This window comes from Gracilimonas qinghaiensis (genome assembly GCF_046602855.1).
GTDB lineage: Bacteria > Bacteroidota > Rhodothermia > Balneolales > Balneolaceae > Gracilimonas.
This window is the reverse complement of the sequence record NZ_JBKINJ010000001.1, coordinates 490,744-508,843: the sequence shown is the minus strand read 5'-3', so window position 1 is coordinate 508,843 and position 18,100 is coordinate 490,744. Positions and strand designations below refer to the sequence as shown.

The window sequence follows — 18,100 nt, the reverse complement described above, 5'->3', positions numbered from 1 at the left end:
ATGCTTATGATTTTTTGTTAAATAAACGGGATGAACCTGTTTTTTCGTCTTCAGAACCTGGGATTTTCCCAAATCTACGATCTCGACCCTGATAGGAACGAATGGCCTCATACAATTCATCTCTGCGAAAATCGGGCCAGTAAGTTTCAGTAATATACAATTCGGAATAAGCCAGCTGCCACAAAAGGAAGTTACTGATCCTGTATTCACCGCTTGTTCGTATTATAAGGTCCGGATCAGGCACATCTGCTGTTGACAAATGGTCGCCTATCATCTGATCATTGATCAGTTCAGGGTCAAGTCGTCCTTCTTTTACGTGAGTGGCGATCTTTTTAACAGCTTCAGTGATATCCCAACGTCCTGAATAGCTCAGAGCAAGGCAAAGTTCAAGTCTCTTATTATCTTTGGTAAGATCTATGGCTTCTCTCAGCTCGGTCTGGCAGCTTTGTGGAAATCTGTCGAGTTGACCGATCGTTGAAAGCCTGATGTCATTTTTATTGAGGTTTTCAGCTTCTTTTCTCAATGAAGATACAAGAAGCTTCATTAGTCCTCTTACTTCTGTAGAGGGCCGGCCCCAATTCTCAGTAGAAAACGCATAGAGAGTCAGGTATTTGACTCCCAACTGCGCACAGGATTCTGTAATGTCCCGTACAGAATCTACGCCAACTTTATGACCGTGAAGGCGAATACTTCCTTTATTTTTCGCCCACCTGCCATTACCATCCATGATAATAGCAATATGCAAAGGAACCTCACCGGAATTCTTAAGAATTTCCTGGTTCCTTTTGTCTTCTTCAGTCTGTATTTGTTTTGTTATTGTAAGCTCTTTCAAAGGTTTTCCAAGCTGGTTTTGAAGCTTTGAAAATTAGAGCTTTGAGCGTCCTTTATCAAGGTTTATTAATTTAATCAGTTAGATAGTTTTTGTTCAACAGATATCATTTCAAGCAGGGCCAAAGCAGCTTCACCACCTTTATTGCCCTTCTCGCCGGCTCGTTCAAGAGCTTGCGTAACATCGTTTGTTGTTAGAACTCCAAAGGCTATCGGTTTATTATGTTTTAATATGAGATCAGTTATGCCCCTGTTCACAGCATCGCATACATACTCAAAGTGTGGTGTCCCTCCTCTGATGACCACGCCAAGAGCGATCACACCATCCGGATCTCTGTTTTGGATCAGTTGTTGAACTGCAAGTGGAATCTCATACGAACCGGGACATTTCACAACACTTATATCCTCATCCTGTATACCATTAGATCTAAGTGCTTTTAAGGCACCGTCCAGCATTTTATCCGTTATCATGGAGTTCCATTTGGATACAACAATGCCAATTTTTGCTTTTCCGGGTTTAGTTGAACTTTCTATCATTTCCATTATTCTAATCTTTTAATTCTACAATATTCTTTCGCTGGGTTGTCATCCTTTTAACCTTTTCAACATGTTTATAGGCTATGGTTACGACCCCTAAATTCGTGTATCCCGCATCCTTGCCTTCATGTGTATCGCTTCCCCCTGTCATTAGTAATCCATGTTCATCGCAAAGCTCAGTATATTTTTTTTGCAATGGATAATTATGACTTGGATGAATACACTCAAGCCCATCAATTCCGGCATCAATGAATTTCTTAACTTCATCGGCCGAATACAACCTGCCGGGATGCGCCAATACACAGGCCCCGCCCACATTTTTAACGATCTCGATCACCTCCCGATAATCCGGATAAGTGTTCTCAATAGTACCCAGCTTCTGATTACTTAAATACCTGATGAAAGCCTCCTTGGGACTGCTCACGTATCCTTTTTGAGTGAGAACACGCGCCAGGTGTGGCCGGCCGATATTGGCTCCATTTGCTTCTGCCCACACCTCATCATAATCGACATCCACACCTGCTTTTTGTACGGTTTTGATAATGCCTTTGATACGCCTGCTTCTTGCCTTCCTTTGTTCACTGAGAAATTTCTCCAGATAATCCGTATCAGGATCAAAATAATATGCTAAAATATGCGCTTCTTTAGCGTCGATCGTAGAAGTGATCTCACAACCGGAAATAAGCTCCATACCACATTCATCAGCTTTATCTTTTGCGGAATGATATCCTTTATAAGTATCGTGGTCTGTTATTGAAACGGCACTGAGCTTTTTTTCTTTAGCAAGCTCAATCACCTCAGCAGGTTTTAACTTACCGTCAGAGCAGGTAGTGTGAATGTGCAGATCGGCTTTAGGAAGCATGTATCATTCCCCTGACAGTATGTTAGCATACCGGGTTCGATCGCGTATGATATTCAAAGCTTCAATTACTTCTTCGTCTGTAGTTAGTCCCGCTTTCACCTTCCCTGACTGTCCATCATATCGGGATTTTATCTCAAGAAACAATTGGTTTTTGATATCAGGAGCGTCGCTCTGAAACATTTCCTGCTTCTCTCGCTCGATGGCATTTTTGAGCTCTGTGAGTTGTGACCGGGTATTATCAACATCACGCAGTTGTTCAGACAAGCGTTCCAATAGTTTTTCGGAGTCGGTCGTAAAACTGAAATTGCGTTCCTCCAAAAAAGCTCTAAAATCATCAAAGACCGGTTCAGGCAACTCACTATATCCAAAATCCTGATTCTGTGCTTCGTATTCTGTAGCAAAATCAAAATAAGAGCCTGTTTGCAGCAAAGCTACCTCAAGGATACTTGGCTTCTCATCAGCTGTCTCAAGGTCCGGTTCTATTCCTCGACCTTCATAGACAATGCGACCGTTTCTTGTTTTAAACTCACGCCGGGAACTATCGGCATTCATAACCACAGCATTTCTGCCCTGATGAGTGTACTGTACAGCCTGAATACTTCTTCCGCTTGGAATGTAATAGCGGGAAATGGTGATCTTGAGAGAGGTGTTATAAGGCAATGGTTTTACCACCTGTACCAGTCCTTTTCCGAAACTTTGTTCACCCAATATTATAGCACGATCCAAATCTTGCAAAGCGCCGGCAACCACTTCTGAAGCACTGGCACTGCCACCGTTCATCAATACAACAATTGGTTTATCAAACATGACCGGCTCCTCGGTGGAAAAGGTTTGGTTGTACTCAGATACCCTTCCTCTTATATCAACTACAGTCAAACCCGGTTCCACAAACTTGTCTATGATGGCAACAGCTTCCTGAAGTATTCCTCCGGGGTTATCACGAAGATCCAAAACGAGACCATCAAGATCTGCCTGACCTGAAAGCTCTTCGATCGATCTACGGATCTCTTCAGCTGAATTTATTCCAAACTGACTTAAACGGATATAACCGGCCTCCTCACCTTCACCGATCAAGCCGGCGTAAGATATATTGGTCACTTCGATTCTTTCGCGTGTTATGGTAAAATCAAGGGTTTGCTCAAGACCAAATCTTTTGATACTGAGTGTTACATCAGAACCCACTTCTCCACTGGTAAGAGTATTAACTTCTTCCGGCTGCAGTCCTTCAGTAGTAACACCATCAACAGCAACGATCACATCACCTGCACGAATACCAACTTCATCTGCAGGGCCACCGTCCACCGGTGCCACAACAACTACTTCACCATCTCTGTAGCCTGCTTCAATCCCAATTCCGGCATAATTTCCACGGGACATGATCTCAGATTGTTCATTCTGTGACTCATTGAACATCACAGTATATGGATCCAGTGTTTCGAGCATAGCATCAATACCATTTCGCATAAGTATCTCAGGATCCACTTCGTCCACATACTCCAATGCTACATTCTCGTAGGCCTTACTGAAAATGCTGAAGTTCTTTTTTATCAGAAAATAGATGTCTGTTTGTTGCGCAAGTATTCCCATTGACGCAACAGCGATAACTATTCCGGTAATAAAAAGCCGTGATTTGATATTGGTTAATGCCATATAATTTAGTTGGCTGAAATACGTAGTGTCTGACCTACATAAATTTGGTTTCCGCTAATATTGTTCAGCCTTCTGAGCTCACTGAGACCCATACCAAAGCTTTCAGCGATCTCACTCAGAGTATCATTCCTGCGAACTGTGTAGGTTGTATAATTCCCATCAGTCCCTGTTGATGCTGATGCAATGAAGATATTTTCACCTCTACGCTGTTTTCTTTCTATTTCCTGCTTCTCGGCGTAGCTCATATCATCAATTTTTGAATAGTGTGATAATCTGCTGTCAGGAACATGGATCGTTAGGCCTTGCCCAACGCGGATCGTATTTCCTATCCCATTCCAACTTCTTACATTCCAGGCGCGTACGTCAAACCACTCTGCAATATGACCGACCGTATCACCGGTTTTAACTTTATATGTGACCGGAGTTGTATTGGCAGGTGCAGATGCTGTTCTGGATGTTCTTCTGCTGGTGTTAACACTGCGTTGCTGATTGGTAGGCTGATTAGCTGAGATCTGTGAAGCACTTCCCCTTGGCAAAGGCACAACAAGCTTCTGACCCGGATAAATGGTACTGGACAGACTTTCATTCGATCCATAAAGACCGGCAACCGTAGTTCCATATTTTCTGGCAATTATACCTAACGACTCGCCGCGTCGAACAGTATGCATGGTGATATTTTGACTGCGATTATCTTTAGGGATCTCATTGTAAGCTGCTAAAAACTTCTGCTTATTTACATTACTTGGAATCTTCAGAGGATATTTGTTACCCGGAGGTGTTGCCCAACGTAACAGCTCAGGATTATAATCTTTCAATTCTTCAACGGTAATTCCGGCAGCATTTGCCAGATCTGTCAACTCCATCAGTCCTTCAACTTCAACTACCTCATAAGAGTAAGCTTCGCCCGCATATGACTTCTGAAAACCAAATTCTTCAGGATTCATACCGATCATGGTAGTTGCAATAAACCCTGGTACATATCCACGAGTTTCTCTTGGCAGATATGGATAGGCAGCCCAGTAATCCTCTACCCCACCTGCTCTGCGAATCGCACGTTTTAGTCCGCGAGGGCTAATGTTATAGTTAGCCATGGCTAAATGCCAGTCGCCCCATATGTTATAAAGATCTTTTAAGTGTCGTGCAGCGGCTCGTGTTGCTTTTTCGGGATCCCGGCGTTCATCAACCCACCAATTTACTTCAAGCCCATATACAGATCCGGTAGCACGGATAAACTGCCACATACCCACAGCAGCAGCCCAGCTTTGTGCTTTGGGATTCAAACCACTCTCTATAAATGCAAGATAGGTAAGTTCTTCAGGAGTGCCCTCTTCCCGGAAAATCCTGCGCATCATTGGTTGGTATTTAACCGCACGTGTTAACCATGTTTCCATAACTTCAGGTCGGCGTAATGTGTAATAAACCAAGTGGCGATTGACCTTATCGTTCTGAATAAGTGGAACATCGGTTTTGTTGAAGTTTACGTCATCGGGAAAATCATAGTTATCGACCATCCAGCTATCGTCTTCCGAGAAGAGTTCTTGCTGAACCGTAAAGATCTCTCCTTGTGCCTCATTGCCGGTCTCATTGATGCCGTAAAACTCGCGATATTCTGAAATTACAGACCTATAGAGCTCATTATATCTTCTGTCGCCACTTATTTCCGGATACTCATCCAACAAACTCTGAGTAGCAGCCAAGGCATTGTTGATCTGATTCTCAGCTTCCAGCGGATCATTTACCACCTGAGCTTCCAACGCTTTCACATGGATCTTGTAGATATCAGCAATACGACCCATAATATCCTTTTGAAATCCATCCAATTCCTGCATGGCCGGTTGTTTTTTCAGCCCTTCTTCAGCTCCTAAACCCTGCATTGGATTCTGATAATCCAACAACCGCAGAGGCATTTGATCAATATCTATTGTGATAGTTGAATCCTGTTGTGCTTTCAATCCCGTAGAGAGAAAAACACACACGACTATTACGAGCATGGATTTTGGTAACAAATTTTGCATGTAGATGAGTGTAGTGTTATTAATTATGCTTTAAAGTACTAATAAATGAACTGAATTGGGAACATTACTCATGAAATGGAAAACGACATCATTCGAATTTATTAACCATTGACAGACTTATTCATGTTTTCCGTAAGTTTCTTTTCCTGCCCCGTCCATTGCTGAGCCAAAGGCCATCTCCGTCCTGTTCCAAAAGCCTTAACTGACATCTTTAATCCGGGAGGTGCCTGAAATCTCTTATGCTCGTTGAGATCGACCAATCTGATCACTTTATCAACCAATTCGCCGGGAAATCCGGTTCTAATGATCTCCTCTCTTGAAGATTGATGTTCTATGTAATATCTAAGAATACTATCTAAAGTTCCATAATCCGGCAAAGAATCTGAATCTTTTTGATCCGGTCGCAACTCTGCACTTGGCGGCTTATTGATAATATTCTCCGGAATGACCTCTTTTTCATAATACTCTTCATTCAACCATCTACAGATATCGTATACTTCGGTTTTATAAATATCTGAGATCACTGAGAGTCCACCGGCCATATCACCGTAAAGAGTACAATAGCCAACTGCCATTTCTGATTTATTACCGGTATTCAGAACCATGTACCCAAATTTATTGGCTAGTGCCATAAGAATAACACCCCTTGAACGGCTTTGAAGGTTTTCCTCTGCTACACCAAAACCTGTTCCTTCAAATTGTGATTGCAGGGCATTCGTAAACGATCCATATATATCTTTGATAGGGATCTCGAGCAGCTCAATTCCCAGGTTTTTTGCCAGACGTTCAGAATCGCTTACACTTCCCTCGGATGAAAACTCTGATGGCATTGTAACTGCTTTCACATTTTCTGCACCAAGTGCCTCGGTCGCTATAACACAGGTGAGTGAAGAGTCAATTCCACCGCTTAATCCCAATATAACAGTATCAGCAGCTTTTGACTTTTTTAGATAGTCTTTAACACCCAACACCAAGCCCTCAAACATCACTTGCTCTTTTGGGGGATTCACTATATTAGCCTCCACATCGGTGATCGCTTCTACCTCGTAATTCTGAGGATTGAAATCAATGTCCACCTTATCCGTATCAAATCGTCTGGATCGGGCTTTAATGGTTCCGGTCTTGTCAAAAGCGAGGGAATCTCCATCAAAAATCAATTCCGTTTGTGCCCCTACCTGATTTACATAAAATAGCGGGATTTCAAGCTGCCCGACATGATTCTGCAACATATTTGTGCGGGTTTCAGGCTTGTTTTTATTGAAAGGAGAAGCGGAAACGTTAACGATCGCCTTCGCTCCGTTTTCGGCTAGGATCTTAGCTGGATTCTTGTCATAAATATGATACTGTATATCGTTATCGTTGAACCAAATATCTTCACAGATGGTGATACCAAACGGAAAGCCCTTAATAAAAACCGGCTCAAATTCATTGCCCGGCTCAAAATACCGAAGGTCATCAAAGACGTCATAGGTGGGTAGTAACGCTTTATGAATGCGTTGCTTTTCTTCCCCATGTTCTGCGACAATAGCTGAATTGTAGCAAGGGCGCCCTGTTTCTGATAAATTCTGTGTTACTGTACCAAATATGACCGTCGTTTTCTTGCTGGCCTCAATGATTTTTCGATTCATGTTATAGATCAGTTCCCGAAAAACATCCCTCTCCAGAAGGTCCATCGGAGGGTATCCTGTTGTCACAAGCTCCGGTAAAATCAAGAGTTCTATGTCATCCTCTTCAGCTTTTTGCATAGCGGATAGAACCAGCTCTGTGTTTCCTGTTAAATCTCCTATCGTAGGATTCAGCTGTTGAAGTCTTATGCGCACTTTTTTGTTTGGTTAAATTAGAATTTCAAGATAAGGAGAGTATGTGATAAAATAAGAATCAACGAACTAGGTTTTTACCCGATAATTTGCGGAGTATTCTGTAATAGAACCCACATAATCATTCATTAATTAACATAGACCGTCTTAGTGTTCACGAATTCCCGAATACCATAAAGGCTGAGTTCTCGGCCATATCCCGATTGCTTAATGCCCCCAAATGGAAGTCTTGGGTCGGATTTCACAAATTCATTCACAAAGCAGCATCCGGCTTCCAATTCATAGGCAGCGATGTGTTCTGCTCTTTCTTCATCTTGAGAAAAAACAGCAGCTCCAAGACCAAAGATGGTATCATTGGCCACTCTAATAGCCTCAGATTCATCCTTCACTTTAATAATTGCAGCCACAGGACCAAATAATTCTTCTTCGTAAGCAGGCATACCAGGCCCAACATCTTCAAGAATGGTTATAGGATAGTAAGCTCCATCACTTTCGGGCTTTTGCCCGCCTAGAGTGATCTTGGCTCCATTTTCCACGCTTTTTTGAACTTGTTCATGCAATTCATCCCTAAGATCAACTCTGGCCTGCGGGCCAACATCTGTGTCTTCCTCAAACGGATCGCCTACTTTTTTAGACTTCATTATCTGGGTGAATTCCTCTACAAATTTATTATAAACTTTTTCAGTAACTATGAACCGTTTCGCTGCAATGCAACTCTGTCCACTATTTATTAGCCGTGACGTCGCACAAGTTTCTGCCGCTCTACTGATATCGGCATCTTCAAGAATTATATATGGATCACTGCCCCCAAGTTCGAGCACGGTTTTCTTTAGGGTTTCTCCGGCCTGGGCTGCAACGGCCTTTCCTGCCCTGGTACTTCCGGTAAGTGTTACAGCTGCAACTCCCTTATGCTGTATTACTTCTTTCATTCCGCTCTTACCACGAATTATTGTCCTGAAAAGGTCTTTTGGAACCCCCGCTTCGTGTATGATACTTTCAATCTCCAAAGCGCATCCCGTACTGTTTTGGGAGTGTTTCAGAATTGCTCCGTTACCTGCCATCAGTGCCGGTGCAGCAAAGCGAAAAAGCTGCCAGAAGGGAAAATTCCATGGCATGATCGCTAATACCACTCCAAGCGGATTAAATGTGACAAAGCTTTTTTTAGCATCCGTTTCAATTACATCATCATCGAGAAAAGCTTCGGCATTTTCAGCATAATACTCACAGACCCAGGCACATTTTTCAGCTTCACTTACACCTTGTGCCAATGGTTTACCCATTTCTTTGGCCATCAATTCAGCCAGTTCATGTTTTCGCTGCTTCAGAATGTCGGCAATCTTCTTCAGGTAACCAGCTCTAACATTGAAACTTTTTTTCTTCCATTCCCTCTGCTCCTCATTCGCTCCTTGAATAATGGAATCGATATCCTCCATATTCATTTCTTCGTATTCTTTAAGAGTTTGTCCGGTGGCGGGATTTATGGTTTTCATGGCATACCTTTTCTTTTGACTTCTTTATCTCTCAAACGGTTAGTGGAGTGTAGGAATTCCATATCTTTATTGCTGTAAAACACTAAAAGAAATCATACTTCGCTTCTTTTAATTTACGAATTTTCATTGCCAGATCTCTGCAGCTGGCTTTCTATTCAGAGTTCCTTTCAACAGCATTCAAAATGGTCTCCAGCACTGCTTCCAATAACTCATTATCTATGATTAAAGGTGGGGCAAGGCGAATTAAGGTATTAGAATGAAGTGTCCATCCAAGTAAAATGTCTTTTTCGAAGCAATCTTCTACAACCTTTCTGGTCAGCTCCCGGCTTTTCAGCTGCAACCCAAGCATAGCTCCTTTTCCGCGAACTTCAATTATACCGTGGCCTTGTAATTTCGACTTGATCTTCTTTTCGATCTCCAATGCACGATCCAGATAATTACCATTCAGTAACTCTTTGAGATTAGCATAAGCCGCAGCGGAAGAAACCGGATGTCCTCCAAATGTAGTAACGTGGTTTAGTGGCGGGTCATATTTGAAACTTTGGAAGATCTGTTTAGATGACAAAAATCCACCAATGGGCATGCCGCCCCCCATGGCTTTGGCAATACAGAGAATATCCGGTACAACTCCATAATCTTGAAAAGCAAAAAGCTTACCTGTTCGGCCAAATCCACTTTGGATCTCATCAAATATGAGCAAAGCGCCGGTTTCATTGCATCTTTTTCGGATCTCTCCCAGCCAGCTGTTTTGAGCAGGGATAATTCCGCCTTCTCCCTGAATGGGTTCCATTATTACTGCAGCCGTTTCACTATCGATCAGATCTAAATTATCGAAAGAGTTAAAATCCAAAAAATAGACATCAGGTAGCAAAGGCAGGTAAGGATCACGATAGACATCTCTGCCTGTAACACTCAATGAGCCATGAGTATCTCCATGGTAACTATTCTTAAAGCCGATCAGCTTAGTACGCCCAGTAAATTTTTTAGCTAGTTTTAGAGCGCCTTCTATAGCTTCGGTCCCGGAATTTACCAAGTAGATCTGTTCTAACTGGCTAGGTAAACATGAAGTTAAGAGCTCCGCAAAATCAACCTGTGGTTTTTGTACAAATTCACCATATACCATCACATGCAGATGTTTGTCTACCTGTTCATGAATAGCTTCCACTACCTTGGGATGCCTGTGTCCCAAACTGCTGACTGCTATGCCAGAAATGAAATCAATAAATCTTCTGCCATCAGTGGTATCGATATAAGGACCTTCAGCATGACTGACTTCCAATCCCAAAGGCGCATCACTGGTTTGTGCAATATGGCGAAGAAATTTATCTAACATGTTTATTCGGAGAAGGGTGATTTAAAATACTTAGATTACCCAAAATAGCAGATTTAAAGTTTACTTATCGAATGCATCAAGCAATTCGATAAATTCTTTTTGAATGGATCTGCCCTTGTCTTTGGCATACCAAAGGTGAAGGCTTTCAACAGCACGTTTATTTGGAATATCAGGATCATTCTTAGCATGCCAATACAGCTCATTGGCTTCATATGGTCGGGGACCCCAAGTGCCCAATACTCTTTTTGTATGCTTATCAATTGCGATCAATTTCGGAACCGACCTGGCTCCGTTAGTCAAAAACTGATCCATGACCTCTAGATTTTGGTCTCTGAGAATAATCTTAAGTTCAATAAGTTCACTTTCTTCAGCCATTTTAGCTATAAAAGGAAGGGTTTGAGCCCCATCACCACACCAGCCTTCATTGATAACCAGCCACACCATATCTCTGGATATGTCTTTCAGTTTATTTTTAAGCTCTTTAGAAAGTTTTCCATGCTTATCCCAACGGTTAGAACGCTGTATGTACATTTTAGTGTAATCCAGCATATTCTGACGGTTATCTTCATTAGTCGTTCTCTTCTGACCATATAGTTCTTCTATGTGTTCATTGAACTCCTGATAGTTAAAAGCGGTATCTAACAGGTCACCAGTAATTAATGTTTTTGTAACATCTTTCATTTTCATAACTCTTTTTATCAGACAGAAAGGTAAAGAAACCACATTTTAATAGTTATCGATTGTTTAAATAACACCGATCTGTAGAAAGCATCATTCCATTGATAAGTATTCAAACACAGTGATTAGTTGTAACAAAATCAGGAGTACCATGAAAAGATTAAAATCGTGTTTAGTGATGAGTAAAGATGTGATCACCCAACATGAGATTGCACAAATGCTATCTGATCTGGGAATCGAAATCATCTACTATGCTGAATCCCTGGAAGAGACATTAGAAATAACAGAAGAGCAACAACCAACACACGCTTTTTTGGATCTGGAATTTGAAACATCCTTTTCCGGTTCATTCATTACTCAAATGAATCAGGTTTCAAGAACCAGGGTCACCTTAATCAAAAAACGAGGTACTAAGAACTCCGGTGATATAAAACTGAATATCAAAGGCAATGTTACTGTCCTTGAAAAGCCCGTAACTATAACATTGCTGAATGATATTGTGCACCCACAATTCAGTTTTGGAGCCTTATTGGCAGAAGCTGAGTCTCAACTTAAAGAAGAAGGTCACTGGCAATCCATGTCAGCATAAAAAGTACAAAAGAGAGTGACGCCAAAAATTTGATCCGCATGACCAACGGATATTCACTCTTCTTACCTTCTAACTGCAAAACCAGATAAAGAACTGCTAAGTAAGCAAGGCTTCCGACCCCACCAAAGACATATCCAGCCGTACCTTTACTAATCACCAGTGTAACTGATAATATTACAGTTCCTAAAGGGAATAAAACAGCAAACAACCATTTAATGCCTTTTAAACCATATTTAGCAGCAAAGGTCTCATCACCTCTATTCATATCGTCTTCCGTTTGAAATACCTGAGATACGGGATATAAACTCAGAACAAGACAGGCTACTCCTAAGGCTATCAAATCTTCATATAATGTAATTGGATAGCCGCCCGCTGCGAGATATCCAAGAAAAAATGAATTTGTACCGGTACTGACCCCAATAGCGATCAGACTTAATATCGGTTTACCCTTCCAGCGTACCAAAGGTGAGGAATAGAGCCAGAATAAAACCATACTAATCGCATAGATTAATGCGAAATTCCACCCGACATATATAGCCCAATACAAGCCTAAATACTGAATCACCAAAGAAACCGGCCACATCCAGCGTTGCATTTTTGGAGGTGATTCTAATCCACCGACTGGACCCTCATCTTTATCCCACCAGGAATTATAAACCGTGGCCCCACCAAATAACAAAACATGAACATTCAAAAACTGAAGACCGTATTGTGGCCAGTTGACTTCATCAACAAATAAAGCTGCCAATAAATATCCCCCGGAGAGTATGAAAAACTGGTAGTGTAAGCGAAGGTGAATAAAAAAGTTTAGAACCTGACTCAACATTAACCTGATCAATTCACATGAAAATTTGTAATTATAAATATAGCCTGAATCTAATCTTTAATTCTAGAAATTGAATTTTTAAATCCACGGTTTTCATTCCGTATCTTTAGAGTATGCATACTGAAACAATAAATATATATAACAGAGAAACAATACCCGAAGCAAAATGGAAAGCTGAAAAAGCGGCACATGAACAGCGTGTAGATGAACTTTTGAATGATTACCTGGAGGCACGTTCCCGTCAGGAAAAAAATCCCGTGATGGATTTTTTGTTTGAGTATTATGCTTTTCGTCCGGCCAACTTGCGAAAATGGTCGCCGGGAATTGGGGTAACCCTTTTCTTTTCTAAGTTAGAAGAATTGCCTGAAATTTCAGAAATCATTACCTATGATAAAGTAGCTTTTGTAGACCCAAGACTCTTCCCCCAAAAAAGGATCTCTTCTTTGAAGTGGATGCTGAAGATGCTGATCAATACACAACAATCTCGCCCGTCTTTTGGCTGTTTTGGAATGCATGAATGGGCAATGGTTTATAAATCTGATAATCCGCGACATGATCAGTTACCAATGCGCATGGAGCCCGAAGAATTGGCTGGTTTTGTGGAATCACGCCCTTTGTTATGCACCCATTTTGATGCTTTTCGTTTTTTCACAAAGCCTGCAAAGCCAATGAATAAGTTTAAATTATCCCGTGAAAAATTTCATGAAACTGAACAACCGGGTTGTATTCACTCTAATATGGACCTCTATAAATGGGCTTTTAAGATGCATCCCTGGATACCAAGCTCATTGATACTTGAAGCTTTTGAATTAGCTGTGGAAGCTCGTTACATCGACATGCAGGCAAGTCCTTATGATCTGCGCGAACAGGGAATGGAACCCATTAAAATTGAGACCGAAGAAGGGCGAAAAGAATACAAACTGAAACAAGAGATGATCTTTGAAAAGGGAGTTCCGGTTCGGGAAAAAATTATTTCATTTATGAAAATATTGCTAAATGATAGAATTAAATAACAAGATCCTGCTTACATGGGAATTCCAGCCCAAAAAATCTTACCTAAGACTTCCACATCTGTAAAATCCTTCTCATTTAGAATAACAGAATTATACTTTTTATTAATAGTTGACAGCTCAACCTTAGAATTAGGTAATTTTTGAACCAGCTTCATTCTTATTACATTATCAAACTTAAGAATGAATATACCATCTGCAGTAATATTTTTTTGGGCCTCATTGACTAATACAATGCTACCGGGCTTGATAGTAGGGTACATAGCATCACACTCGACTGATAACGAAAATATTGAATCATAGTCTTTATGATCAATAATATCTAAAAGTGCATTACAGATCGGCATACTTTCCGTGCTACTTTTCCAGTCTGAAACTTTAATTGATCCTTCACCATTGTTAGTTATCTGTTTCATCTTATAAAAAGGAACAAGAATTTCAGGAAAAGTATTTTTCTTGGATGAGTCTTTGAGCGAGCCAAGAACAGCTCCTGTCCCCTTCATTAGCCAGTCTGAATTTATATTTTTCTCACTATTGAGAATTTTACTGAGAAATGTATAATCGGGAGATGAAGTCCCGCTTCTATATCTATAATATGTTGATACACTGCAATCACCTATCTTAGCTATTTCCTGGGGTGAATAACCGGTAATTTTTTCTAATTCTTTAAGCTTTTCAGCTATTGTCGGTACTTCTTCTTTCACAATATTTTTCATTATCATATTTGATATTAATAATCGCCCTGTATATTATCATATATGATAAATACTTAACGCTTTCTCTATATAGCCGCACAAAAATGTTAGATGAAAGTTAAACAGTATATTAAACTAATCTATTAATGGATATGATAAATAAACTATCAGAAGATTCTGAGATATTTAAATTATTATTCTATGACAGCCCTACCCCCCAATTAGTGATTAATAGCGATTTTAAAGTTGAGCAAGCTAATAGTGCTTTTAAAGTAATTTTTAAGAATAATAAAATAAAAGATATTCAATTTTATGATATATTTAAGAATCTAATTTCTGATAAATCGTCAATACTATCAGATGGAATTTATTGGTCTGATAGTATTGAGAATAATAACCACTTATTCAAAATTATATTTAACGAATATCAAGAAAATAATACTGAATTATATCTTGCCTGGATCTTTCCAATCAGATCTACCAAGCCTTTTATTGACTCCAAATTAACAGGTCAAACCTATATGGCAGTTGATAACAACGCAAAGATATTGTTCTTGCATGACCCTGAAAACATATTCGCACAAGAGACTAATAAACAGACATCTACCTTAAACGATTTGTTTATTTCGCAATCTTACATTGAAAATCCATGGATTTGTTTTGTTCAAGATGGGTTAAGAAAAGGTATTCTTAAATTCAAAAATACACTTGATCAAACATATCATTTGAAATTTAATATTGTCAGCTTCGACAAATTTGGTATCCATTTTTTCTTGCTTGAAAATGAAACAAAATTGAGAAGCATTGAAAAGGGGCATGAAATAATGTCCATTACTTTTGATACGATGGACACACCGATTGTGTGCATGGATGACAATTTCAACATCTCCTACATTAATAGAGCAGGATTAGAGCTTTGGCAGATCAGGTCTTTTGAAGAAGCTATTAAAACAAATATTGAAACTTACTTTACACAAAAAAAACGTTTTAAAATAATTCGAAAGCATCTGAGTAAAGAACATAATTGGCAGGGCAGACTCAATGGTATTTCATTCAATAACAGCCAATTTGATGTTTTATTGAATATTAAAAAGATACCTGTTTCACCTTCTTTTAAATATAAATGGCTTGTTACCCTTAGAAGAATTGACAATGAATTAAAACGAGAACAAAAATTAAAAAAATTCAAAAATAGATATCACCAATTCTTTAATTCTAGCCCGGATGCCATTTTTATTGTTAATAAAAATGGCATTATTGAAAAAATGAATCCCAGTGCTGAAAAAATGTTTGGTTATAAGCCCTTTGAACTTATCGGAGAACCTGTAGAAATTTTAGTTCCTGACAGGTTTAAGCACTCTCATATATCAAATCGAATGGCATATTATAAAAACCCTACTCAGCGACCAATGGGCAGTAAAATGAATTTTAAAGCAAAAAGGAAAGATGATACATGTATTCCAGTTGATATCATGTTAGGTCCTCTAGAGGAAGACAATCAAACTAAAACATATGTTGCAATCCGTGACACAACAAAATTTTTAAATGCAAAAAATAAGATTAAAGATTCTCTTGCAGAAAAAGAGAACCTACTTAAAGAGATGCATCATCGTGTGAAAAACAACCTTGCCGTGGTATCAGGTTTGTTAGAGCTTCAGTTATATCAGGAAGATGATGAAAAATTAGTTGAAACCCTTAGGAATGGAATTAACAGAATAAAGTCTATTGCTCTAGTACATGAACAACTCTATCAATTAGAAGAATTCGCCTCATTAAAATTTGATAGCTATTTACAGGATTTTTGTAAAAACCTACATCAAGCGCATATTTATAATCAGGATATAGATATAGAAACTGATTTAGACCCCATCGAACTGTCTATGGAATATGCAATACCGTGTGCCTTAATTCTTAATGAAATAATTACAAACTCTCTTAAACATGCCTTCGATAAAAATAGATCCGGCAAAATTAAAGTGGAACTTAAAAAAATTAACCCTACAGAGACTAACATATCATTAAAAGTATCAGATGATGGGGTTGGTATTCCAAGAAAATATATCTCCGGCAGTGAAGAATCACTTGGTATGACTTTAATACATATACTGACAAAACAAATTGATGGAGATATAACCATCACAAATGCTGATGGAACAGTACACACAATTTATTTTAATCCAGATAATCCTTTATAATGAATTTTTTAATTATTTTTATGCTTTAGTTTAACTCAGATTCAGTTTATTCAATCGATTTTTTATCACTAAATACTGATCTACAGTTTGCTCGTTATCAAATATTATATCTGAAAGTTTATCCAACTTATCTTGGGCATCATCTACCTCTTGAATAAGATCTTCAAAGGTAGTAACAAAGGTTTTAGCATTTTCTCCCATCTTTGCAATTTCGATCTTTCCTGTCGTTTTAATGTATCTAAGTACGTGGAGAAACCTCTCAATTTTAATAATCTGCGTTCGAAGACCCCGTAAATTTTTAGGGAGCTCAGCAATACCTTCAATTATAGAATCCATTCTGTCTTTATAGCCATTTACAAGTATTTTTTCTGCTTCTTCTATTCCTAATAGTTGATTTGTTATAAACGCATCACCTTCATCATCAGATGACATCTCGAGTAAAAAATTATTGGTCATTTCAACTTGAAGCTTTGATGATATAATGTCAAAATTAAGACCAATCAATAGTTTGTTAAGATCTTTAACAATATCTTGTATTTGATTTAATTCAACTTCCCCTTTTTGCGATTGTTTACCCATATTTTGAGCAATAGTTGATATAGAATAATCATTGCTAAGCTTTGAAGCGCCAATCTGAGCATTTAGAGATAATTTAAAAATTGATCTTGCCAGTTCAAGCATATAATTGGAGTTTTCGATCAAAACCTCTTGTAACCTTTCTATACTCTCTAACCTGGTAAATAAATTTCCGAGTAAATTTTGTAATTCAATTTGTGCCGGCGGAACATCTCCATCTAATAAAACGGACTGGATTTTTTCTTTGTCTAGTTCCTTTTCACGATTTCTCATTTCTGTTTCTAGAGCTTTCCACATGAAATCATCATAAGAGTCAAAACCATGTTCATTCAAAATTGAATTGAGGTATTCTTCAGCTTCATTCATCCCTCTTCTTTTACCAAGCTCAGCCTCTTTTTCTTTTTCAAACGTAAGTACCTTTTTATAGATAGCCTTTACCTCACTGAATAACTCGCTTCCAGGTTTTAATCTTATAGATAAATAGCCGGCTTCACAAGGATAGGCTAAAGCCATAACCCAATAATAGCTTCCATCTTTTGCTCTGTTTTTCACATATGCTGCTACCGGCTTACTTTCATTTAAATGATCCCAAAATATTTTAAAAACCGATCTCGGCATATCCGGATGGCGAATAACCTTATGAAGCTTCCCTATGATCTCATCAGTCTTGTAACCACTAATTCTAATGAAGACCTCATTTGCAAATAATATCTTTGACTTTTTATCAGTAACTGAAAAGAACAATTCGTCATACTCAAAAGGTCTTTCAACATCTAGTATTTTGGTATTCTTTACGCTTGTTCTTTCTTCTGTGATGCTATCTGTTTGTGGAGCCATAGGTAGTAAAGATTTAATATAAAATGGAATTTTCGCATATTTGCCTAAATGACTTATCGGCAAATTTTATCAACTATTAAATCTTTACTTGTAAAAAATATCAGGCCAATAATTTTCAATATTATTTTCTTACTATTTACTGTTATGCTTAATTGTCAATTA

At 39.0% G+C, this 18,100-nt stretch carries 15 protein-coding genes; 3 read left to right on the top strand and 12 right to left on the bottom strand.

Going from position 1 to position 18,100, the window contains the following annotated elements:
• Nucleotides 1-4: 4 nt before the first annotated feature.
• The 9 genes from ACKGJO_RS02305 to ACKGJO_RS02265 form a co-directional block, all read right to left on the bottom strand.
• Nucleotides 5-832 carry an isoprenyl transferase gene (locus ACKGJO_RS02305; protein WP_411321778.1) on the bottom strand — a complete coding sequence of 276 codons (828 nt, stop codon included), beginning with the start codon at nt 830-832 and terminating at the stop codon, nt 5-7.
• Nucleotides 833-906: 74 nt separating this feature from the next.
• Complete coding sequence (gene ribH, locus ACKGJO_RS02300; RefSeq protein ID WP_411321777.1) at nt 907-1,371, bottom strand: 6,7-dimethyl-8-ribityllumazine synthase; 465 nt, start codon at nt 1,369-1,371, stop codon at nt 907-909.
• Between the two features lie 4 nt (nt 1,372-1,375).
• A complete protein-coding gene (locus ACKGJO_RS02295) occupies nt 1,376-2,227 on the bottom strand; it encodes a PHP domain-containing protein (protein WP_411321776.1) in 852 nt (283 codons plus the stop codon).
• A gap of 3 nt (nt 2,228-2,230) precedes the next feature.
• Nucleotides 2,231-3,877 (bottom strand): S41 family peptidase, encoded by a 1,647-nt coding sequence (locus ACKGJO_RS02290; RefSeq protein WP_411321775.1) that lies wholly within the window; start codon nt 3,875-3,877, stop codon nt 2,231-2,233.
• Between the two features lie 5 nt (nt 3,878-3,882).
• Entirely contained in the window at nt 3,883-5,829 is a 1,947-nt protein-coding gene (locus ACKGJO_RS02285) for a LysM peptidoglycan-binding domain-containing protein (RefSeq protein WP_411321774.1), read from the bottom strand.
• Between the two features lie 164 nt (nt 5,830-5,993).
• Nucleotides 5,994-7,712: an NAD+ synthase gene (locus tag ACKGJO_RS02280; RefSeq protein WP_411321773.1), complete on the bottom strand. Its 1,719-nt coding sequence runs from the start codon at nt 7,710-7,712 to the stop codon at nt 5,994-5,996.
• A 125-nt stretch (nt 7,713-7,837) separates the two neighbouring features.
• Complete coding sequence (locus ACKGJO_RS02275) at nt 7,838-9,199, bottom strand: NAD-dependent succinate-semialdehyde dehydrogenase (RefSeq protein WP_411321772.1); 1,362 nt, start codon at nt 9,197-9,199, stop codon at nt 7,838-7,840.
• A 151-nt stretch (nt 9,200-9,350) separates the two neighbouring features.
• Nucleotides 9,351-10,532, bottom strand: a complete 1,182-nt coding sequence (locus ACKGJO_RS02270; protein WP_411321771.1) for an aspartate aminotransferase family protein — start codon at nt 10,530-10,532, stop codon at nt 9,351-9,353.
• 60 nt (nt 10,533-10,592) lie between these two features.
• Entirely contained in the window at nt 10,593-11,213 is a 621-nt protein-coding gene (locus ACKGJO_RS02265) for a thioredoxin family protein (RefSeq protein ID WP_411321770.1), read from the bottom strand.
• Nucleotides 11,214-11,361: 148 nt separating this feature from the next.
• On the opposite strand from ACKGJO_RS02265, the gene ACKGJO_RS02260 reads away from it, so the two are divergent.
• The gene (locus tag ACKGJO_RS02260; protein ID WP_411321769.1) at nt 11,362-11,799 is read left to right on the top strand and encodes a hypothetical protein; all 438 of its coding nucleotides are present in this window, start codon (nt 11,362-11,364) and stop codon (nt 11,797-11,799) included.
• On the opposite strand, the gene ACKGJO_RS02255 is transcribed toward ACKGJO_RS02260, so the two are convergent.
• Complete coding sequence (locus ACKGJO_RS02255) at nt 11,762-12,547, bottom strand: UbiA family prenyltransferase (RefSeq protein ID WP_411321768.1); 786 nt, start codon at nt 12,545-12,547, stop codon at nt 11,762-11,764. The genes ACKGJO_RS02260 and ACKGJO_RS02255 overlap by 38 nt on opposite strands.
• 191 nt (nt 12,548-12,738) lie before the next feature.
• Between ACKGJO_RS02255 and ACKGJO_RS02250 the strand changes: the two genes are divergently transcribed.
• Nucleotides 12,739-13,638: a 3-methyladenine DNA glycosylase gene (locus tag ACKGJO_RS02250; RefSeq protein ID WP_411321767.1), complete on the top strand. Its 900-nt coding sequence runs from the start codon at nt 12,739-12,741 to the stop codon at nt 13,636-13,638.
• An 11-nt stretch (nt 13,639-13,649) separates the two neighbouring features.
• Here the strand turns inward: ACKGJO_RS02250 and ACKGJO_RS02245 are convergent, their stop codons facing one another.
• The gene (locus tag ACKGJO_RS02245; RefSeq protein ID WP_411321766.1) at nt 13,650-14,351 is read right to left on the bottom strand and encodes an XRE family transcriptional regulator; all 702 of its coding nucleotides are present in this window, start codon (nt 14,349-14,351) and stop codon (nt 13,650-13,652) included.
• A 131-nt stretch (nt 14,352-14,482) separates the two neighbouring features.
• Between ACKGJO_RS02245 and ACKGJO_RS02240 the strand changes: the two genes are divergently transcribed.
• On the top strand, nt 14,483-16,525 hold the full coding sequence (locus ACKGJO_RS02240; protein WP_411321765.1) for a histidine kinase dimerization/phosphoacceptor domain -containing protein: 2,043 nt from the start codon (nt 14,483-14,485) through the stop codon (nt 16,523-16,525).
• Nucleotides 16,526-16,555: 30 nt separating this feature from the next.
• Here the strand turns inward: ACKGJO_RS02240 and ACKGJO_RS02235 are convergent, their stop codons facing one another.
• On the bottom strand, nt 16,556-17,938 hold the full coding sequence (locus ACKGJO_RS02235; protein WP_411321764.1) for a PAS domain-containing protein: 1,383 nt from the start codon (nt 17,936-17,938) through the stop codon (nt 16,556-16,558).
• Between the last annotated feature and the right edge of the window lie 162 nt (nt 17,939-18,100).